Below are 19,053 nucleotides of genomic sequence, written 5' to 3'. Positions count from 1 at the left end.
CTACCAGAGATTGCGGCTTCGATTGCGGCTTCGGATGCTTCTCGGGGAGGGCGAGTCCGGCAGTACAATGGTGGGCCCATTTTTGTCCCCCTGGAGCTTCCATGTCCCGTCAGATCATTACCAGTGCCAAGGCCCCGGCGGCCATCGGTCCGTATTCGCAGGCTGTGCGTGCCGGCAATACCGTGTATTTCTCGGGCCAGATTCCGCTGGATCCGGCCACCGGTGACATCGTGGGTGCAGGCGATATCGAGGCGCAGGCGCGTCGTGCGTTCGACAACCTGAAGGCCGTGGCCGAAGAGGCCGGTGGCTCGTTGGATCAGATCGTGCGCCTGGGTCTGTACCTGACCGATCTGGGCGAGTTCGCCAAGGTCAATGCGGTCATGCAGGATTACTTCAAGGCGCCGTTCCCGGCACGTTCGACCATCGAAGTGGCGGGTCTGCCGAAGGCTGCCAACTTTGAAGTCGATGCGGTGATGGTGCTCGACCAGGCCTGACGTGGCGCGGTCACGGGCTCCTGCACCGGCGCTGGCCGCGGCCGGGGAGGCATCGTTGTCGATGCTCTCCGGTATCGGGCCGGCGGTGGCGATCAAGCTGGCTGCCCGTGGCCTGTCGTCGCTGCAGGATCTGTGGCTGCATCTGCCACTGCGCTATGAAGACCGTACCCGGCTGACCACCATTGCCCAGTTGCAGCCGGGGCTGGCGGCGCAGGTGGAGGGGCGGGTGAGTGCGGTGGAGCGCGGGTTCCGCTATCGGCCGGTGCTCAAGGTCGCGATCGAGGACGATTCGTACGGCACGCTGGTGCTGCGTTTCTTCCACTTCCGCGCCCAGCAGGTCGCGCAGTTTGCCGTGGGCACGCGCATCCGCTGCTACGGCACCGCCAAGCCTGGCCATCACGGGCTGGAGATCGTCCATCCCAGTTACCGGGTGATGGGCGGCAATGAGGATGACGAGCTGGGCGACAGCCTCGATCCGGTCTATCCGGCAGTCGAGGGGGTCGGGCCGGCGACGATGCGTAAATTCATCGGCCTGGCGCTGGACAGGCTGCCGGAAGAATCCACGCTGGAACTGCTGCCAGCCGGGTGGTTGTCGGGGCTGGGGTTGCCCTCGCTGCGCAGTGCGCTGTTGACCGTGCACCGGCCACCGCCGGACGCCGATCTGGTGGCGCTGGCCGCGGGCCGACATCCGGCGCAACGCCGGTTGGCCCTCGAAGAACTGCTGGCGCACCACTTGAGTCTGCGCCGTCAGCGCATGGCGTTGCAGGCGCATCACGCGCCCTCGCTGCGCGGGCAGGGTGCCTTGGTGGCGCAGTTGCGCGACAGCCTGCCGTTCCAGCTGACCGGTGCGCAGCAGCGCGTGTTCGAGCAGATCCGCAAGGACCTGGCCAAGGCGCATCCGATGCTGCGGCTGGTGCAGGGCGATGTCGGCTCGGGCAAGACCGTGGTGGCTGCGTTGGCGGCGATGCTGGCGGTGGAGCGGGGCAAGCAGGTCGCATTGGCCGCACCCACCGAGCTGCTCGCCGAGCAGCACATGAACAATCTGCGCGCCTGGCTGGAGCCGCTGGGCGTGCGCACCGCATGGCTGGCCGGCAAGGTCACCGGCAAGGCGCGCACCAAGGTATTGGCCGAGGTCGCCTCGGGCGAGGCGCAGGTGGTGGTCGGAACGCACGCGCTGATGCAGGACAGTGTGGTGTTCAAGGACCTGGCATTGGCCATCGTCGATGAGCAGCACCGCTTCGGTGTGCACCAGCGGCTGGCGCTGCGCGACAAGGGGGCGGATGGGCGCAGCGTGCCGCACCAGCTGGTGATGACCGCGACACCGATTCCGCGCACCTTGGCGATGTCCGAATACGCCGATCTGGATGTCTCGGCGATCGACGAACTGCCGCCCGGACGCACGCCGGTACAGACCGTGGCACTCAACAATGATCGCCGGCCGGAGTTGATCGAGCGCATCGCGGTCGCGTGCCGCGAAGGTCAGCAGGTGTACTGGGTCTGCACGCTGATCGAGGAAAGCGAAGAGCTCGATGCCACGCCGGCGCAGGCCACGTTCGAATCGCTGCAGGCGCTGCTGCCGGGCGTGCGCGTGGGGCTGGTGCACGGGCGGCTGAAGGCGAGTGAGAAACTTGCCACGATGGTCGCCTTCAAGGCCGGCCAAATCGATCTGCTGGTGGCCACCACGGTGATCGAGGTCGGCGTGGACGTGCCCAATGCCTCGTTGATGATCATCGAGAACGCCGAGCGTCTCGGCCTGGCCCAGCTCCACCAGCTGCGCGGCCGGGTAGGGCGCGGCTCGGCGGTCTCGCGGTGCGTGCTGCTGTATCAGGCGCCGTTGTCGACCATGGCGCGCGAGCGGCTGGAAACGATGCGGCAGACCAACGATGGCTTCCTGATCGCCGAGAAGGATCTGGAGCTGCGCGGCCCGGGCGAACTGCTGGGCACACGACAGACCGGCCTGGCCGGCTTCAGGATGGCCGATCTGGCCCGCGATGCGGATCTGTTGCCCGGCGTGCACGCGCTTGCCGAGCGGCTGCTGGCGGAGGCGCCGGACGTGGCCGACCAGGTCGTGCGGCGCTGGATCGGCACGGCCGTGCGGTACGCGTCGGCATAGTCCGCCGCCAGGCGGATACCGGGGGACATTCGCAGACAGGCCTGCCGGCCGCGGAGTGGCCCATCCGACTGCGAGGAAACCAAGCGAAGCAGCAGTCACGCACATCTGCTGCCGATAAGCCTTCTGGCTACCATGAGGAGCAGGCGGGCACCGCCTTGTATTTGTCATGACAGGGTGCGAAAGTCCCTTGCCGATTATCAAGACGGCAACGATGAGCAAGAAGATTCCGCTGTTGATCGACACCGACCCCGGTGTCGATGATGCCCTGGCCCTGTTGATGGCCTTTGCCGATGAGCGCCACGATATCGTTGGCCTGACCATCGCCGCCGGCAACGTAGGCCTGGACCACACGGTCCGCAATGCCCTGAAGCTGTGCGAAGTGGCTGGCCGTGACGACGTGCCGGTCTACGCCGGTACCGCCGACCCGCTGCTGCACCCCTCCGTCGATGCCGCCCATGTGCACGGCGCCGATGGCTTTGGCGATGTGAACCTGCCGGCTGCCAAGCGCCAGGCCGAGGCCGAGCACGCCGCGCTGGCGATCCTGCGCCTGTCGCACGAATACGCCGGTGAGCTGTTCCTGGTTGCACTCGGCCCGCTGACCAACCTGGCGCTGGCCCTGAAGCTCGACCCGACCCTGCCGCAGCGCGTGAAGCGCTTCCTGGTCATGGGCGGGGCGGTGACCTGCCACGGCAACATCACCCCGGCCGCCGAGTTCAACATCGCTTTCGATCCGGAGGCGGCGCACATCGTGTTCACCGGCTTCCCGCACATCGAAGTGGCCGATTGGGAGGCCACCGTCGCCCATGGCCTGCTGCATGCCGACGTCGAGCAGTGGCTGGCGGCCGATAGCGACAAGGCCCGTTTCTACGAACTGATCTCGCGCCAGACCCGCCTGTGGTCCGAAGACAGCCGTGGCGAGCGCTGGTACGCCGCCGATGCCCTGGCGATGGCCTGGGCGCTGCAGCCGGAAGGCGCGTTGCGGGTCGAATCCCGTCCGCTGAACGTGGAACTGGCCGGTGTGCACAGTCGGGGTGCTACCATTGTCGACTGGAACCGCCAGACCGGGCAGCCTGACAACACTCAGCTGCTGATGGCCTACGACCAGGGTCGCTTCGAGGCCCAGGTGAGGGCGGCACTCGGCGTCTGATGACGCCGCTGCGGCGGACCTTTCGCACGGTTGATGGACCCGGCTTGCCCTTTGCGGCGGCCGGGACTATAATGCCGCTCTTGACCACCAGCCCTTATTACGGTGCGCGCCCATGAAGGCCGATATTCATCCTGCTTACCGCGACGTGGTTTTCCACGACGTTACCTCTGATTTCAAGATCCTGACCCGTTCGACCATGTCCACCAAGGACACGATCAAGTGGGAAGACGGCAACGAGTATCCGCTCGTCAAGGTTGAAATCTCCTCGGCTTCGCATCCGTTCTACACGGGCAAGCACAAGGTGATCGACACCAGCGGCCGTATCGACAAGTTCCAGAAGCGTTTCGGCAAGCCGGCGCCGACCGCGGCCTGATCTGTCGACGCAGCTGCTTGAAAACAACGGTCGCCTTGGCGGCCGTTGTTTTTTGTTGTTCCCGGTTTGCTGAACGCCAGGTGAGGCCCGCATGCCCCGCCGACGGAACGCTGTGTCCGTGCGTTGGCGCGAGCCCTTGCGCGCGCTGGGATAGCGCCTGCGGCGCGGTCCGGAACCTGCGTCTACGACTTCCGTCCTAGGGCGTCGAAAATGTTGCTGTGCGATAATGGCGGGATCCACGATAACGATCGTGGACTTCCTTCACGTGCCTGACCCATGCGCTTGGGCGGGCGCCTTCCCTCGAGGAGCGCACACAGTGTCCGATCTTGATCAGGTCACGCTCAACGCCGGCGACACGTCGGTTGTTCTGCCAGTCATCAAACCCACGCTCGGCAACGATTGCGTCGATATCTCGAAGCTGACCAAGGAAACCGGTCTCTTCACGTACGACTCCGGCTTCACCGCCACCGCCAGCTGCAAGTCCGCCATCACCTATATCGACGGTGACAAGGGCGTGCTGCTGTATCGCGGCTATCCCATCGAGCAGCTCTCGGAAAAGTCGAGCTACGTCGAAGTGGCCTACCTGCTGATCAACGGCGAGCGTCCGAGCGCCGAGCAGCTGAAGGCCTTCACCGACGAGCTGGCGGCCGAAGCCGATGTGGATCCGTCGATCAACACGCTGATCGGCAGCTTCGCCAAGGATGCCCATCCGATGGCCATCCTGACCGCCGCCATCGCGCAGCTGTCGGGCATCTACCACGCTTCGCTGGACCTGTCCGACGCCGAACAGCGTCGTCATGCCGCGGTGCGCCTGATCGCCAAGGTGCCGACCCTGTCGGCCCTGATCTACCGCCACGGCAAGGGCCTGCCGGCCAACAAGCCGGACACCTCGCTGGATTACGTCAGCCGCTTCCTGAAGCAGACCTTCGAGTCGGCCGATGGCCAGTACGAGCTGAACCAGGACGTGGTCAAGGCGCTGGATCTGCTGTTCATCCTGCACGCCGATCATGAGCAGAACGCCTCGACCTCGACCGTGCGTCTCGTCGGTTCGACGGGTGCCAACCCGTACGCGTCGGTCGCCGCTGGCGTCACCGCGCTGTGGGGTCCGGCCCACGGCGGTGCCAACGAAGCCGTGCTGAAGATGCTCGAAGAGATCGGTTCGGCCGACAACGTCGAGTCCGCCGTGCTCAAGGCCAAGGACAAGACCTCCGGCTTCCGCCTGATGGGCTTTGGCCACCGCGTGTACAAGAACTTCGACCCGCGCGCCAAGGTCATCGGTGTGATGACCGGCAAGGTGCTGGAACAGCTGGGCGTGCAGGATCCGCTGCTGGACGTGGCCGTCAAGCTGGAGCAGGCCGCGCTGCAGGATGACTACTTCGTCGCCCGCAAGCTGTACCCGAACGTCGATTTCTACAGCGGCATCATCTACAAGGCGCTGCAGATCCCGACCGAAATGTTCACCGTCATGTTCGCCCTGGGCCGTACCTCCGGCTGGGTGGCCCATTGGCTGGAACAGCAGGTCGATCCGGAAATGAAGATCGGCCGTCCGCGCCAGGTCTACACCGGCAGCGACGTGCGCGACTACCAGGGCTGATCGCCCCGGCAGGTTGTGATGAAAACGCCCCGCACTGCGGGGCGTTTTTTTTGGGCGCCGCCGGTCACCTCTTTTCGTACTTCTTGCATGGGCCTCACTTCGATCGAGGTACAACCTTGGCGGTCACCCTCACGCCCATGGAGTCCCTCATGAATCGTCTGATCGCCGTAGTCCTCATCGCCGCACCGCTGAGCGTGGTCAGCGCCGGCGCACATGCCCAGTACACCGGCCCTGGCGCGACCAGCGCGGTCACCACCGTCGCTGAAGCCCGCGACCAGCGCGATGACCAGCCCGTCGTACTGCAGGGCACGCTGATCGCCAAGATCGGCCACGAACGCTATCGCTTCAAGGATGCCACCGGCGAGATCGACGTCGAGATCGATGACAAGGATCTGCCCGACCGGCAGCCCGTCAGCGCGACGACCGTGGTGGAGCTGCAGGGAGAAGTCGATACGCATCGCTTCAAGCCCACCGATATCGATGTGGAGCATGTGCGGATCATCGGCACGCGCTGATTCTCCTGCACCGTCGGATGCCCCGCATTGCGGGGCGTTTGGCGTTCAGCGCATGGTGATCGTCAGCGTGCTTCCGCGTAACGGCTGGGCGATTCCCCCAGCACGCGGCGGAACGCCGACGAAAACGCGCTTGGGCTGGCGTATCCCAGATCCAGTGCGATCCGCGTAACCGGCTGCCCGGCACCCAGGCGTTCGATCGCGGCGAGCAGGCAGACCTGCTGGCGCCATTCGGCAAAGCCCACCCCGGTGTCCGCGCGGAACTGGCGGGTGAACGTGCGCCGGCTCATGCCCGCCTCGGCGGCGACCTCATCGAGCGAGGCGGCGATCGAGGGCGCATCGAACAGCTGCTGGCAGGTGCGCACAAGGCGCGGGTCGCGGGGCAGCGGTGCATGCAGTGACAGGCGTGGCATCGCGGCGATCTCCGCGACCAGCAGCTGCATCAGCCGACCGCCGCGACCGTCCAGGTCGTACATCGCCGGCAGGTCGACCGCATCGTCCATCAGGTGCCGCAGCAGCGCCGATACGGCATACACGCCGCAGCGCGCAGGCAACCGGACCGCCGCCACTTCGTCCGCTGCCACGAACACATTGAGCATCGTGACCGGGCCACGCATCGCCATGGCGTGGGCGACGCCTGCGGGCACCCAGCAGGCACGCTGCGGTGGTACCAGCCAGCGTCCCTCGGGTGTGGTGAGGCTGATGGTGCCGCGCGAGGCAAACGCGAACTGACCGCGCCGGTGCGCGTGGGCGGGGAAGACGGATCCGGCGGCGTAGTCGTTGGCGGTGACCACCACGGCGCGAGGTAGATCTTCAAAGGGATCGAGCCGGGTATTGCGCATGGCCCGGATTCTATCGCCATCGGCCTGATATCGACGGCGGGCCACGCGCAGTCGACCTAACATCGCGGCCCGACCTCACGTCCGCACGGTGCAGCCATGCCCACTACTACCTTTCATCGCGTCGGCGCTGGCGCCCATCCTGTCCTGGTCCTGCATGGCTGGTTTGGTGACGCCCACGCCTTCGAACCGATCGAGCCATGGCTGTCCGGCGAGGCGTTCAGCTACCTCTTCATGGATTGCCGCGGCTACGGTGGCATGCGCGGGGTGCCCGGTGACTACACGATCGACGAGATCGCCAATGACGCGCTGACCTTGGCCGACACGCTGGGCATCGCGACCTTCAGCCTGGTCGGGCATTCGATGGGTGGCATGGCCATCGAGCGGATCGCGGTGCTCGCCCCGGATCGCGTGCGCGCGCTGGTCGCCGTGGCACCCGTGCCGTGCGGTGGCATCGCCTACGATTCGCCCGCGCGGCAGGTGCTTGAAGCGGCCGCAGGCAGCGTGAGCATCCGTCGGGGCATCATCGATCGCAGCACCGGTGGGCGGTTGCCCGCCGCGTGGCTGGACTGGAAGGCGCAGTACTCGATGGCGCACGCGTCGCCGGAGGCATTCGCGGCGTACTTCCCGGCCTGGGCGGACACGGACTTCAGCATGGAGATCATCGGCCGACATCCGGTGAAGGTGCTGATCGGTGAGCATGACCCCGTGTTCAACGCGGCCCTCATGGACAGGACCTACCTGCACCGCTATCGGCAGGCGACCCTGGAGGTGCTGGAGAATGCGGGTCACTACCCGATGAACGAAACGCCGCTGGCCCTGGTCGCGGCGATCGAGCGCTTTCTGGTCAAGTTCGCCGAGGCCTGAAGGAGGCCGGGCGTCGTTTCAGCGACCGCCCAGATAACCCTCGATCTCGCCGTCCGCCAGCAGCTCACGCAGCTGCGTGGCCGACGCGCGCCGCATCGGCTTCTCGTCGATCGCCGACAGCGGCGGCTGGCGCAGGCCGTCATACGGCAGCACGGCGATGTCGAAGGTCAGGTCTTCGGCGCTGAACACCCAGACCGGCGCATCCAGGCTGCGCTCGCGGTCCAGCCGCAGCCGGCGCGTCCGTGATTCGGCCGGAATGCCGTGCTCATCGAGATAGCGCTGCACGGCATCGGCATCGTCGCTGTGCACCTGCAGCTGCACGGGGCTGTTGGCGTCTGCGGTGCCTTCCAGTACCGGGCCACACAGGCGGGGTGAGAAACCCTGCAGAAAGTCCATCGCCCGCAGGGCGGCCTCGCGGCGCTGGCGCAACTGCGCGCCATGGTCGGCACCGGCGAACAGGCGCTGGTACTCGCGCAGGGCATCTTCGATCTCGGTGTTGCGGGGCAGGGAGGCATCATCGTGGATGCCGAGCCGGGTGGCGGCCTTGAGCTTGGCCTGGTGATAGTCGCGGATGCCGCCCTCGGCCATCAGCCGGGCGGCTTCGTGCGCCAGCTGGTGGCGGCGCTCACGGGTCTGCGTGGCTGCATGCTGGCGGGCTCGATGCATGACCGATACTCCTTGGCGACCTGCACGGCAATGTACACCGGCGATGTGACAGGCGGGTAGAGCCACCCCATGGGTGGCTGTGCCTGCGATCAGGGATTGCGTGCAGCCACCCATGGGGTGGCTCTACCGGGGCGATGGGGTGCCGGGCGGACCCGGCGCATGCGGTCAGAAGATATCGAACGCGGCGTCGTCGGCCTGCGGCGCATGGCTGTTGAAGTCGTACTCCTCCAGCTTCTCCATGTCCTCCACCTTGACCCACTCGGTTGCGCCGTTGAGGGTGGCCTGGACCATGCCCGAGGGCGGCTCGTTCTGCGCGATCGGGGTGTCCTTGAGCGCAACGCGCATGTACTCGATCCAGATCGGCAGGGCAGCGCGGCCGCCGTACTCGCGGTAGCCGAGCGAGCGGAAGTCATCGCGGCCGACCCACACCGTGGTCGCGTAGGGGCCACCGAAACCGGAGAACCACGCATCACGGTGATCGTTGGTCGAGCCGGTCTTGCCGCCGACGTCCTCGCGGCCGAGCACCTTGGCCGCGGTGCCGGTGCCGCGCTGGACCACGTCGCGCATCATCGAGTTGAGCTGGTATGCGGTACGCGCATCGATCGCGCGCGGGGCGACCTTGGCATCCGGGTTCACCGGCACCGGCGTTTCGGCGGCGGCGGTGGACGTAGCCTGCTGCGGCTTGGCCGGCGCGGCATTGGCCGCCGGCGCGGAGCCGAAGTTGAAGCCATCCACCACCTGGCTGACCGGCACCCCGCTGGTGCCGGCGCAGTCGCGGCAGGCGATGGCCGGGTTTTCCTTGAAGACTTCCACGCCGTCGCGGTCGGTCACCCGGTCGATCAGCCAGGTGTCCACGCGCGAGCCGCCGTTGGCGAACACCGCGTAACCGCGGGCCACCGAGAGCGGCGTCAGCGATGCGGTGCCCAGCGACATCGACAGGTTCGGCGGCAGCTCGGCCTCGGCGAAGCCGAACTCGCTGATGTACTTGCGCGCGTAATCCACGCCCATGCCATCGAGCAGCCGCACCGAGACCAGGTTGCGCGACTGCACCAGCGCTTCACGCAGGCGCATCGGGCCGCGGAAACCGCCGCCGTCGTTCTGCGGCGACCAGGTCTTGCCGCGGCGGTCGCGGAACACGACCGGCGCATCGAGCACGATCGAGGCCGGGTTGAAGCCCTTGTCGAAGGCGGCCGCGTAGATGAAGGGCTTGAAACTCGAGCCCGGCTGGCGACGCGCCTGGGTGGCACGGTTGAACTTGTTGCCGGAGAAGCTGAAGCCGCCCACCAGTGCCTTCAGTGCGCCGTTTTCAGCGTCCAGCGAGACCAGCGCGGCCTGGCCGCGCGGGATCTGGTCGAGCAGCCACTCGCCTTCCTTCTCGCCGGCGCGCACGCGCACGATGTCGCCGCGGGTGACCAGCTTGGCTGGCGTCTTGTTGGTCCAGCGGGCGGCGCTGGCCGGCAGCACCACTTCGCTGCGGTTGCCCAGCACCACGGTCGCGCTGCCATCGGCAGCGGTGGCTGCCACGATCGCCGGCAGCAGGCCGGTCTGTGCCGGAATGCCGGACAGCTTGGTGGCCAGCGCGGCGGCATCGGCATCGGCCGGCACCTCCACGTGCTGCTCCACGCCGTGCCAGCCGTGGCGGTGGTCGTAGGCCAGCAGGCCATCGCGCACCGACAGGTTGGCCGCGGTCTGCAGCTCGGCGTTGATCGTGGTGGTCACGTGGTAACCCTTGTTGACCACGTCGCCGCCGAAGCGGGCGATCATTTCCTGGCGCACCAGCTCGGCCACGTAGGGCGCTTCGACCTGCACCGGCGGCTCGTGCGCGGTGGCATGCATCGGCACGGCCTTGGCCGCGTCGGCCTCGGCCTGGGAGACGAAGCCCAGGCTGGCCATGCGCTGCAGCACATAGAAGTCACGGCGCTCGCGGGCACGCTCGGGATTGCTGATCGGGTTGCCCGAGGAGGGGAACTTGGGGATGCCGGCCAGCGAGGCCATCTCATCCAGGTCCAGCTCCCCCAGCTTCTTGCCGTAATAGAACTCGGCCGCGGCGGCCACGCCGTATGCGCGGTTGCCGAAGAAACTCTTGTTCAGGTACAGCTCGAAGATCTCGTCCTTGCTCAGCTCGCTCTCGATCTTGCGTGCCAGCAGGATCTCGGCCAGCTTGCGGGTGTAGCTGTATTCCGAGCTCAGGAAGAACTGGCGGGCGACCTGCTGGGTGATGGTCGAGCCACCGGGCACGCGCCTGTCATTGGTGGTGGCCAGCAGCCAGACCGCGCGGCCGATGCCCTTGTAGTCCACGCCGCCATGCTCGTAGAAGCGGGCATCCTCGGTGGCGAGGAACGCCTGCTTGAGGCGCTCGGGGACGTCCTTCATGGTGATGGGGGTGCGCCGGGTTTCCCCGAACACCGCCATCAACTTGCCATCGCTGGCATAGACGTACATGGGCTCCTGCATCTCCACGTCGCGCAGGGTCTGCACGTCCGGGAGCTTGGAGGAGACGGCGTAATACAGGCCACCGGCAACCGCGGCGCCGATCAATGCCAGGACCAGGAACGCGACCAGCATCCAGCGCAGCCAACGGCGAAGACGTGTCATCAGTGACAGATTCCGATTGCGAATTTCGTGGTCGCAGAGTATAGATTACGCAAGGGAACGGCTGGGGGTGTTCCCGGGGAGAGCAGTCGATCACCGTCTGGGGACGCGTGAAACGAGCCGTAGTGCTCGTTTTGCAGCTTGACGGTTGCGATTTGCAAAAAAAACGTTATTAATGCGCGGTCGCAGGTTCTGCGTCCAAGTGCCCATCGGCAGGGGAGAAACCGTGGGGCTTATCCCAAAAAGCCAGTCGCCTCTTATCGGCGTCGATATCAGCTCGACTGCAGTAAAGCTGTTGCAGTTATCCCGCAGCGGCAATCGTTTCCGCGTGGAACATTACGCCGTGGAACCACTTCCGCCGAATGCGGTCGTGGAAAAGAACATCGTGGAGGTCGAAGCGGTCGGGGAGGCCATTCGACGTGCCGTGAACCGCTCTGGAACCAAGGCACGGCACGCCGCCGCCGCCGTGGCCGGCTCGGCCGTGATCACCAAGCTGATCCCGATGCCTGCCGATCTGGACGAGAACGACATGGAAGCCCAGGTCGAGCTCGAAGCGGTCAACTACATCCCGTACCCGATCGAGGAAGTGAACCTCGATTTCGAAGTGCTGGGTGCGATTCCGAACAACCCGGAAATGGTCCAGGTGCTGTTGGCCGCCTCGCGTTCAGAGAACGTCGAGCTGCGCCAGTCCGCGCTGGAACTGGGCGGGCTGGTGGCACGGGTCATGGACGTGGAGGCCTTCGCGGTCGAGAACGCCTTTGCCCTGGTCGCCAGCGAGCTGCCGGTGGCCAGTGATGGCGTGGTCGCGCTGGTGGACATCGGCGCCACCATGACCACCCTGAACGTCCTGCGCGGTGGCCGCAGCCTGTACAGCCGCGAGCAGGTATTCGGCGGCAAGCAGCTGACCGACGAAGTGATGCGCCGGTATGGGCTGACCTACGAAGAAGCCGGGCTGGCCAAGCGCCAGGGCGGGTTGCCGGAAAGCTACGAGATGGAAGTGCTCGAGCCGTTCAAGGAAGCCACGGTCCAGCAGATCAGCCGTCTGCTGCAGTTCTTCTATGCCGGCAGCGAGTTCAACCGGGTCGATCACATCGTGCTCGCCGGGGGCTGCGCAGCCCTGACCGGCCTGCCGGACATGGTGGAAGAGCAGCTGGGCGTGGCCACCGTGGTGGCCAACCCGCTGGCACAGATGACGCTCGGCCCGAAGGTGCAGGCACATGCCCTGGCCCAGGATGCCCCGGCGCTGATGATCGCCACCGGTCTGGCGCTGAGGAGCTTTGACTGATGGCGCGCATCAATTTATTGCCCTGGCGCGCCGAGCGGCGCAAGCAACGCCAGCGCGACTTCTACGCCATGCTCGGTGCCGCCGCCATCGGTGGGTTGCTGCTGTCGCTGTTGATCTGGTTCTACTACGACCGTCAGGTCAGCGGGCAGAGCGATCGCAACACCTTCCTGCAGGCCGAGATCGAGAAGGTCAAGGAGCAGAACAAGGAGATCGAGCGCCTGGACCGCCAGAAGGACCGCCTGCTGGCGCGCAAGGCCGTGATCGAGGAACTGCAGGCCAAGCGCTCGCAGATGGTGCACCTGTTCGATGCGCTGGTCCGGACCATCCCCGATGGGGTGGTGCTGACCACGCTCAAGCAGGAGGGCGACGTGCTGACCCTGGAAGGCCGCACCCAGTCCAATGCCCGTGTCAGTGCTTACATGCGCAACCTGGAAAGCTCGGGCTGGATGACCAATCCGGAGCTGTCGATCATCGAGGCCAAGGCGCCGGAGCGTGACAGGGCCGGTGCCGCCAGCAGCCCGGTGGCGGACATCAAGTCGCTGCCGTACATGTTCGTGGTCAAGGTCAATCTGCCGGCCCAGAGCAGCGTTACCGAGCTGGCCGCCGATGGCAGCGTGATCGAGCCGACCGCCGATCCGGCACCGCCGGGCGCTACCCCGGTTCCGCCGGTGGCCCCGTTGTCGCCGGCCCCGGCGCCCAACGCACCGGCCTCGCCCGATGCCGCTGATCCGGCCCCGCCGGCCGGCAACAGCCGCATCGTGCCGCCCACGCCCTCCGCGCAACCTGCACAACCGGCGGCGCCGGCCCCGGCCCAGAAGGGGGCCGCCGCATGAGCCAGAAGATCAACCTCAAAGAGCTGGACTTCAACAACATCGGCAATTGGCCGCAGAAGGCCAAGGTCGTGTTCTGCGCGCTGTTGGCGCTGTTCATCGTGATCATGGCCTGGTTCCTGCTGATCAGCGGCAAGCGCGATGAGCTCGCGTCGCTGGAAAGCACCGAGACCCAGCTGCGCACCGAGTTCGAAAAGGAACAGGGCCGCGCGGTCAATCTGGAGCCGCTCAAGCAGCAGCTGACCCAGATGGAGCAGGTGCTGCAGCAGATGCTGCGCCAGCTGCCCAGCAAGACCGAGATGCCTGATCTGATCATCGACATCTCCCAGACCGCGTTGTCCAGTGGCCTGTCCAACGAGTTGTTCCAGCCCGGTGCGGAGCAGCCCAAGGAGTTCTACGCCGAAAAGCCGATCGCCCTGCGCATGGTGGGCAGTTACCACCAGTTCGGCGCGTTCGTCAGTGGTGTGGCCTCGTTGCCGCGTGTGGTCATCCTGACCATGCACGACATCAACCTGAAGCCGAAGGATCCCAAGACCGGCATCACCGCCCGCAGCGGTGCCCTGGAGTTGTCCGGAACGGTCAAGACCTACCGTTACCTGGATGACGTGGAGATGGAAGCCCAGGAGAAGGCCGCCGCCGAGAAAGAAAAGGCTGCGAAGGGAGGCCGGAAATGAGCCCTCTGACGTCGACCGCACGGGTAGGTGGTCTGTTGATGGTGGTACTGCTGGCCGGCTGCGCACGCGGCGTGACCAGTACGCCCGGCGATGCACCGAACCTGGAGAAGTGGGTGGCCGACGTGCGTGCACGTCCGGCACCGCCGCTTGAGCCGCTGCCGGTGATGCAGCAGTTCGAGACGTTTGAATATTCCGCGCAGGGGATGCGCGACCCGTTCACCGACGCCTGGACCAATCCGCAAGGGGGATCGGGGCTGCGTCCGGATCCGAACCGCCGCAAGGAGCCGCTGGAAGATTTCCCGCTGGACAGCCTGGACATGGTGGGTTCGATCGGCCGTGGGGGCGGACTCGTCGTGCTGGTGATGGCACCGGACAAGGTCACCTATCGGGTGCGTCCGGGCGTCTATCTGGGGCAGAGCGACGGGCGGGTGACCGGGGTCTTCGAGGACCGGATTGAGCTGATTGAACTGGTGCCGGATGGCGCGGGTGGCTGGCTGGAACGGCCGGCAACGCTCGCGCTTGAAGATCAATGAATGATTATGGGGATAGCACGATGACCTTTTCCAACGCCATGCGGCTGCGTTCCGTCCGGCGCCAGAAGTTGCTTCACCTGTGCGCGCTGGGAGTCGCGCTCATGGTGGCCAACGGCACGCTGATGGCGGCCACGCCCAGCGGCGCAGTGCCCAAACCGGCGGCCACCACCGCGCCGGCCTCGCTGTCGGTGTCCAAGATCGACTTCAAGCGCGGCGACGATGGCGCCGGCCGGCTGATCCTGCAGTTCGATGGCCAGGGCGCGAGCCCGGATCTGCGCAGCCAGGGCAACAGCGTCGTGATCGACGTCGGCAACGCACGCCTGCCGGAAAACCTGCAGAAGTCGATCAACGTGACCGACTTCGCCACGCCCGTGCAGCGCATCGATCCCAAGCCGTATGGCGGCGGCACGCAGCTGGTGCTCAACACCAACACCGCGTTCGAGTCGCTGGCCTACCAGAGCGGCAACGAATACGTGGTCGAGATCAGCCCGCGCCAGGCCGCCCCGGCGACGGGCGCGGTCACCGCCAGCTCGGTCAGTCAGGCCGCGGCGGCCCTGGGCCAGCGCGGCTACAGCGGCAAGCCGGTCACCTTCAACTTCCAGGACGTGCCGGTTCGCACCGTGCTGCAGCTGGTCGCGGAGGAATCCAACCTCAACGTGGTCGCCTCCGACAGCGTGCAGGGCAACGTGACCCTGCGCCTGATCAACGTGCCGTGGGACCAGGCGCTGGACATCGTGCTGCGGGCCAAGGGCCTGGACAAGCGTCGCGATGGCGGCGTGATCTGGGTGGCACCGCAGCCGGAACTGGCCAAGTTCGAGCAGGACAAGGAAGACGCGCGCATCGCGATCGAGAACCGCGAGGATCTGGTCACCGATTACGTGCAGATCAACTACCACAACGCCGGGGCGATCTTCAAAGCGCTGACCGAAGCCAAGGGTATCGGCGGCAGCAGCGGTGGCAGTGGTGGCAGCTCGCAGGAAGACAGCGGGTTCCTGTCCTCGCGCGGCCGTATCGTGGCCGACGAGCGCACCAACACCCTGATGATCAGCGACATTCCGAAGAAGATCGCGCGCATGCGTGAGCTCATCAGCGTGATCGACCGCCCGGTCGACCAGGTGCTGATCGAAAGCCGGATCGTGATCGCCACCGATACCTTCGCGCGTGAACTCGGCGCCAAGTTCGGCATCAGCGGCAGCCGCCAGGATGTGTTCTTCGGGGCCAACACCGATCAGAACCACAACAACATCAACGACCGCGGCACCAAGGACACCGAGTACCAGAAGGCGATCAACGAGTGGGTGGCCGGTGGCCGCACCGGCGCGATCCCGGTGCGTGGTGCGACCAAGTTCGCCGAAGGCCTGAACTGGAACCTGCCGGTGGCGGCGATCAACAACCCCGGTTCGCTGGCGCTGTCGATCCTCAATGCCGGGTACCTGCTGGATGTGGAGCTCTCGGCGATGCAGGCCGAATCGCGCGGCGAAGTCATCTCCAACCCGCGCGTGGTGACCACCAACCAGCGCGAAGCGGTGATCAAGCAGGGTAAGGAAATCGGCTACGTCACCATCAGCGGTGGTGGTGCGGCCGGCGCCGCGGCCCAGCCCAACGTCCAGTTCAAGGAAGTGGTGCTGGAGCTGAAGGTCACCCCCACCATCACCAACGACAACCGTGTGTTCCTCAACATGGCGGTCAAGAAGGATGAAGTGGAGAGCTACATCCTGCTGGCAGGCTATGGCCAGGTCCCGACCATCAACCGCCGCGAAGTGAATACCGCGGTGCTGGTGGACGACGGCCAGACCGTGGTGATCGGTGGCGTGTACGAGTTCACCGACCGCACCAGCATCAACAAGGTGCCGTTCCTGGGCGACGTGCCGTTCCTGGGCAATCTGTTCAAGAAGCGCAGCCGCAACAAGGACAAGGCCGAACTGCTGGTGTTCGTGACCCCGAAGGTGCTGCGCGTGGCCAAGGCCAATCCGGCCGTCAACTGAGCCGCAGCGCTGCTGCAATGACGAAAGGGCCGCCCCGTGCGGCCCTTTCTGCGTTCAGCCAATCTTGATGTCGTAACCGGCGCTGTCCTGCCATCATGGCGATGGAACCTCTGCCCACCGTGGAGGTCACATGGATGCCATGAATCTGCCGCCCCCCATGCCCGATACCCCCACGCCCGCTCCGGTGGAGCACGACCGCCTGCATGAGGCCTTCCGCGCGCTGCGCGACGGCCTGTCCTCCGAGATCGTCGGCCAGAGCGCGCTCGTCGAGCGCCTGCTGACCGCATTGCTGGCCGATGGTCACCTGCTGGTCGAGGGTGCCCCCGGCCTGGCCAAGACCACCGCGATCCGTGCGCTGGCCGCCCGGCTGGATGCGGATTTCTCACGCGTGCAGTTCACCCCGGATCTGCTCCCGGCCGATCTGACCGGTACCGAGATCTGGCGCCCGCAGGAAGGCCGCTTCGAATTCGTGCCCGGTCCGATCTTCCATCCGATCCTGCTTGCCGACGAAATCAACCGTGCCCCGGCCAAGGTGCAGTCCGCGCTGCTTGAAGCGATGGGCGAACGCCAGGTCACCGTCGGCCGCCATACCTATCCGCTGCCGTCGCTGTTCCTGGTGATGGCCACCCAGAACCCGATCGAGCAGGAGGGCACCTTCCCGCTGCCCGAAGCCCAGCTCGACCGCTTCCTGATGCATGTAAGGATCGGTTATCCGGATTCGGAGGCGGAAACCGAAATCCTGCGCCTGGCCCGCGAGCGTGCGCGCGAAGCGCTGTCCACCCCGGCCGCCGCGCCCGCCCGCATGCCGTTGAGCGATGTGTTCGCCGCTCGCAAGGCCGTGCTCTCGCTGCATGTCGCGCCCGCGCTGGAGCGCTATCTCATCGAGATCGTGCTGGCCTCGCGCGATGCCGCGCGTTACGACCCGGCGCTGGCCCGGCGCATCGCGTGGGGCGCGAGCCCCCGTGGCTCGATCGCGCTGGAGCGCTGTGCCCGCGCCCGGGCCTGGTTGGCCGGCCGCGACTTCGTCACCCCGGAAGATGTGCGCAACGTTGCGCCCGACGTGCTGCGGCACCGCGTGCTGCCCAGCTATGAAGCCACCGCCGAAGGCTGGGATGGCGAGCGCCTGGTCGCCGAGCTGCTGGCCCGCGTGCCGGCGCCCTGAGCGCGATGGATACGCCCGTGCATACGGCCACGCCGCTTGAAGGCGATGGCCTGCGGCCGCGTCTGGCCGAGCTGGTGGCATTGCGCCGCAGTGCGCACCGCGCGCCGCCGGCGCGGCGTGGCCGTCTGGGTCACGCCGGCAGTGCGCCGTCGCCCGCGCGCGGGCGTGGGATGGAATACGCCGAGTCCCGCGACTATGTACCGGGCGATGACGCGCGGCATATCGACTGGCGCGTCACCGCGCGTACCGGGCGCGCGCATACCAAACTCTTTCAGGCCGAGCGCGAACGCTTGACGCTGCTGGTCGCCGATACCGATCCGGTGCTGTATTTCGGCACCCGGGTCCGCTTCAAATCCGTGCAGGCCGCGCGCGTCGGTGCGGTTGCGGCGTGGTTGGCGCAGCGCCAGGGCGACCGCCTGGCTGCGGTGCGTGGCAGCACCCAGGAGCCGCCGATCGCACCGGCCGGCGGCACCCGCGGTGTATTGCGCGTGCTTGACGCCCTGACCCGCTGGTATGCCGATCCGCCTGCCGAGGACGCCGGCCTGGATCGGGCGCTGGAGCAGGCGGCACGTCTGCTGCGCCCCGGTGCCCGTGTGGTGGTGCTGGCCGATCCGGCGCGCGCCGCCACCATCAGCAGCGCACGCTGGGCCGCACTGGCCATGCACCACGAGGTGGTGGTGATGCTGCTGGTCGATCCGCTGGAGCTGGCACCGCCGGCCGATGCGCTGCCGTTTCTTTCGCAGGGGCGTCGCGTGCTGCTGGATCTGGGTAGCGCCGCGGTGCGTGAGCACTGGCGCGAACGCTTCGTTGCGCCTCTGGAAGCGCTGCAGAACCGCTTGGCGGCTCGGCGCATCCAGGTGCATGTGGTGGCCACCGACGATGCCAGTGACAGCTGGCTCAGCCCCTTGCCGACGGCGGTGGTGGCATGAGCGCCGCCGCATCGCTGCCGTTGCGCGATGTGCAGCTGCCGCCGTCACCGCCCTGGTGGCCGCCCGCGCCGGGCTGGTGGCTGGTGTTCGGCGCGATCGTGCTGGTGGTGACGGGAATCTGGGTCTGGCACTGGCGCCGGCGGCGCGCGCGCCAGCGCTGGCTGGCGCTGTTCGATGCACAGGTGGCCCAGGCCGGTTCGCCGGTGCTGGAGGTGGCGGCGATCGCCGAGCTGTTGCGCCGCGCGGCACGTCAGTCCCAGCCCGGGGCGGAACGTCTGCAGGGCGACGCGTGGCTCGCGTTCCTGGATGAGAAGAACAGCCGGGCGTTTTCCGAGGGCGATGGTGCGCTGCTGCTCGATGGTGGCTATCGACCGAGCGTGGATGCCGAGGCGGTGCAGCGGCTGCGCGTGCTGGCCCGCCGCCGTTATTTGTCGTTGCTGACGGAGCGGCGCCGATGA

Annotated in this window: 18 protein-coding genes; 15 read left to right on the top strand and 3 right to left on the bottom strand. The window is 66.7% G+C overall.

What is annotated here, in order from left to right:
* Nucleotides 1-101 precede the first annotated feature (101 nt).
* The 6 genes from ABE472_RS15055 (at nucleotide 102) to ABE472_RS15030 (ending at nucleotide 6,236) form a co-directional block, all read left to right on the top strand.
* Nucleotides 102-494 carry a RidA family protein gene (locus ABE472_RS15055; protein WP_102788192.1) on the top strand — a complete coding sequence of 131 codons (393 nt, stop codon included), beginning with the start codon at nucleotides 102-104 and terminating at the stop codon, nucleotides 492-494.
* 1 nt (nucleotide 495) lies between these two features.
* The gene (recG, locus tag ABE472_RS15050; RefSeq protein ID WP_313209955.1) at nucleotides 496-2,607 is read left to right on the top strand and encodes an ATP-dependent DNA helicase RecG; all 2,112 of its coding nucleotides are present in this window, start codon (nucleotides 496-498) and stop codon (nucleotides 2,605-2,607) included.
* A 211-nt stretch (nucleotides 2,608-2,818) separates the two neighbouring features.
* Nucleotides 2,819-3,754, top strand: coding sequence for a nucleoside hydrolase (locus ABE472_RS15045; protein ID WP_088432679.1), 936 nt, complete (start codon nucleotides 2,819-2,821; stop codon nucleotides 3,752-3,754).
* A 112-nt stretch (nucleotides 3,755-3,866) separates the two neighbouring features.
* The gene (locus tag ABE472_RS15040; protein ID WP_019183873.1) at nucleotides 3,867-4,127 is read left to right on the top strand and encodes a type B 50S ribosomal protein L31; all 261 of its coding nucleotides are present in this window, start codon (nucleotides 3,867-3,869) and stop codon (nucleotides 4,125-4,127) included.
* A 316-nt stretch (nucleotides 4,128-4,443) separates the two neighbouring features.
* Entirely contained in the window at nucleotides 4,444-5,721 is a 1,278-nt protein-coding gene (locus tag ABE472_RS15035; protein WP_313219666.1) for a citrate synthase, read from the top strand.
* A gap of 149 nt (nucleotides 5,722-5,870) precedes the next feature.
* Entirely contained in the window at nucleotides 5,871-6,236 is a 366-nt protein-coding gene (locus ABE472_RS15030) for a NirD/YgiW/YdeI family stress tolerance protein (protein ID WP_070471146.1), read from the top strand.
* Nucleotides 6,237-6,298: 62 nt separating this feature from the next.
* On the opposite strand, the gene ABE472_RS15025 is transcribed toward ABE472_RS15030, so the two are convergent.
* Nucleotides 6,299-7,075, bottom strand: a complete 777-nt coding sequence (locus ABE472_RS15025; protein ID WP_346463969.1) for a helix-turn-helix transcriptional regulator — start codon at nucleotides 7,073-7,075, stop codon at nucleotides 6,299-6,301.
* A gap of 96 nt (nucleotides 7,076-7,171) precedes the next feature.
* Between ABE472_RS15025 and ABE472_RS15020 the strand changes: the two genes are divergently transcribed.
* The gene (locus ABE472_RS15020) at nucleotides 7,172-7,939 is read left to right on the top strand and encodes an alpha/beta hydrolase (RefSeq protein WP_346463971.1); all 768 of its coding nucleotides are present in this window, start codon (nucleotides 7,172-7,174) and stop codon (nucleotides 7,937-7,939) included.
* 18 nt (nucleotides 7,940-7,957) lie between these two features.
* Here ABE472_RS15020 and ABE472_RS15015 read toward each other — a convergent pair whose 3' ends face one another.
* Together ABE472_RS15015 and ABE472_RS15010 are read right to left on the bottom strand one after the other, a co-directional pair.
* On the bottom strand, nucleotides 7,958-8,605 hold the full coding sequence (locus ABE472_RS15015; RefSeq protein ID WP_313209970.1) for a hypothetical protein: 648 nt from the start codon (nucleotides 8,603-8,605) through the stop codon (nucleotides 7,958-7,960).
* Nucleotides 8,606-8,770: 165 nt separating this feature from the next.
* Nucleotides 8,771-11,200 (bottom strand): penicillin-binding protein 1A, encoded by a 2,430-nt coding sequence (locus tag ABE472_RS15010; protein ID WP_346463973.1) that lies wholly within the window; start codon nucleotides 11,198-11,200, stop codon nucleotides 8,771-8,773.
* 223 nt (nucleotides 11,201-11,423) lie between these two features.
* Between ABE472_RS15010 and ABE472_RS15005 the strand changes: the two genes are divergently transcribed.
* The 8 genes from ABE472_RS15005 to ABE472_RS14970 all read left to right on the top strand — a co-directional run bounded on the left by ABE472_RS15005 (nucleotide 11,424) and on the right by ABE472_RS14970 (nucleotide 19,053).
* Complete coding sequence (locus tag ABE472_RS15005) at nucleotides 11,424-12,482, top strand: pilus assembly protein PilM (protein WP_019183880.1); 1,059 nt, start codon at nucleotides 11,424-11,426, stop codon at nucleotides 12,480-12,482.
* On the top strand, nucleotides 12,482-13,315 hold the full coding sequence (locus ABE472_RS15000; RefSeq protein ID WP_346466544.1) for a PilN domain-containing protein: 834 nt from the start codon (nucleotides 12,482-12,484) through the stop codon (nucleotides 13,313-13,315). Before ABE472_RS15005 ends, ABE472_RS15000 begins: the two co-directional genes overlap by 1 nt.
* Nucleotides 13,312-13,986, top strand: coding sequence for a type 4a pilus biogenesis protein PilO (locus tag ABE472_RS14995; protein ID WP_121039421.1), 675 nt, complete (start codon nucleotides 13,312-13,314; stop codon nucleotides 13,984-13,986). Before ABE472_RS15000 ends, ABE472_RS14995 begins: the two co-directional genes overlap by 4 nt.
* A 38-nt stretch (nucleotides 13,987-14,024) precedes the next feature.
* Nucleotides 14,025-14,519: a pilus assembly protein PilP gene (locus ABE472_RS14990; protein WP_226956626.1), complete on the top strand. Its 495-nt coding sequence runs from the start codon at nucleotides 14,025-14,027 to the stop codon at nucleotides 14,517-14,519.
* A 20-nt stretch (nucleotides 14,520-14,539) separates the two neighbouring features.
* Complete coding sequence (locus ABE472_RS14985; protein WP_313219671.1) at nucleotides 14,540-16,504, top strand: type IV pilus secretin PilQ family protein; 1,965 nt, start codon at nucleotides 14,540-14,542, stop codon at nucleotides 16,502-16,504.
* A gap of 139 nt (nucleotides 16,505-16,643) precedes the next feature.
* A complete protein-coding gene (locus tag ABE472_RS14980) occupies nucleotides 16,644-17,666 on the top strand; it encodes a MoxR family ATPase (protein WP_121041204.1) in 1,023 nt (340 codons plus the stop codon).
* A gap of 5 nt (nucleotides 17,667-17,671) precedes the next feature.
* Nucleotides 17,672-18,595 carry a DUF58 domain-containing protein gene (locus tag ABE472_RS14975; RefSeq protein WP_313209988.1) on the top strand — a complete coding sequence of 308 codons (924 nt, stop codon included), beginning with the start codon at nucleotides 17,672-17,674 and terminating at the stop codon, nucleotides 18,593-18,595.
* Nucleotides 18,592-19,053 (top strand): DUF4381 domain-containing protein, encoded by a 462-nt coding sequence (locus tag ABE472_RS14970; RefSeq protein WP_313209990.1) that lies wholly within the window; start codon nucleotides 18,592-18,594, stop codon nucleotides 19,051-19,053. Before ABE472_RS14975 ends, ABE472_RS14970 begins: the two co-directional genes overlap by 4 nt.

The sequence above is a fragment of the Stenotrophomonas sp. TWI809 genome (assembly GCF_039673205.1).
In the GTDB taxonomy this organism is placed as follows: domain Bacteria; phylum Pseudomonadota; class Gammaproteobacteria; order Xanthomonadales; family Xanthomonadaceae; genus Stenotrophomonas.
Note: the sequence above shows the minus strand (reverse complement) of the source record. Positions and strands in the feature narration are given on the sequence as shown.

Excerpts from the sequence above, each read along its gene's own strand:
- ABE472_RS15055 (WP_102788192.1), top strand. The coding sequence starts at position 102 with ATGTCCCGTCAGATCATTACCAGTGCCAAGGCCCCGGCGGCCATCGGT.
- ABE472_RS15045 (WP_088432679.1), top strand. The coding sequence starts at position 2,819 with ATGAGCAAGAAGATTCCGCTGTTGATCGACACCGACCCCGGTGTCGAT.
- ABE472_RS15040 (WP_019183873.1), top strand. The coding sequence starts at position 3,867 with ATGAAGGCCGATATTCATCCTGCTTACCGCGACGTGGTTTTCCACGAC.
- ABE472_RS15030 (WP_070471146.1), top strand. The coding sequence starts at position 5,871 with ATGAATCGTCTGATCGCCGTAGTCCTCATCGCCGCACCGCTGAGCGTG.
- ABE472_RS15025 (WP_346463969.1), bottom strand. The coding sequence starts at position 7,075 with ATGCGCAATACCCGGCTCGATCCCTTTGAAGATCTACCTCGCGCCGTG.
- ABE472_RS15020 (WP_346463971.1), top strand. The coding sequence starts at position 7,172 with ATGCCCACTACTACCTTTCATCGCGTCGGCGCTGGCGCCCATCCTGTC.
- ABE472_RS15015 (WP_313209970.1), bottom strand. The coding sequence starts at position 8,605 with ATGCATCGAGCCCGCCAGCATGCAGCCACGCAGACCCGTGAGCGCCGC.
- ABE472_RS15010 (WP_346463973.1), bottom strand. The coding sequence starts at position 11,200 with ATGACACGTCTTCGCCGTTGGCTGCGCTGGATGCTGGTCGCGTTCCTG.
- ABE472_RS15000 (WP_346466544.1), top strand. The coding sequence starts at position 12,482 with ATGGCGCGCATCAATTTATTGCCCTGGCGCGCCGAGCGGCGCAAGCAA.
- ABE472_RS14995 (WP_121039421.1), top strand. The coding sequence starts at position 13,312 with ATGAGCCAGAAGATCAACCTCAAAGAGCTGGACTTCAACAACATCGGC.
- ABE472_RS14990 (WP_226956626.1), top strand. The coding sequence starts at position 14,025 with ATGGTGGTACTGCTGGCCGGCTGCGCACGCGGCGTGACCAGTACGCCC.
- ABE472_RS14985 (WP_313219671.1), top strand. The coding sequence starts at position 14,540 with ATGACCTTTTCCAACGCCATGCGGCTGCGTTCCGTCCGGCGCCAGAAG.
- ABE472_RS14980 (WP_121041204.1), top strand. The coding sequence starts at position 16,644 with ATGAATCTGCCGCCCCCCATGCCCGATACCCCCACGCCCGCTCCGGTG.
- ABE472_RS14975 (WP_313209988.1), top strand. The coding sequence starts at position 17,672 with ATGGATACGCCCGTGCATACGGCCACGCCGCTTGAAGGCGATGGCCTG.
- ABE472_RS14970 (WP_313209990.1), top strand. The coding sequence starts at position 18,592 with ATGAGCGCCGCCGCATCGCTGCCGTTGCGCGATGTGCAGCTGCCGCCG.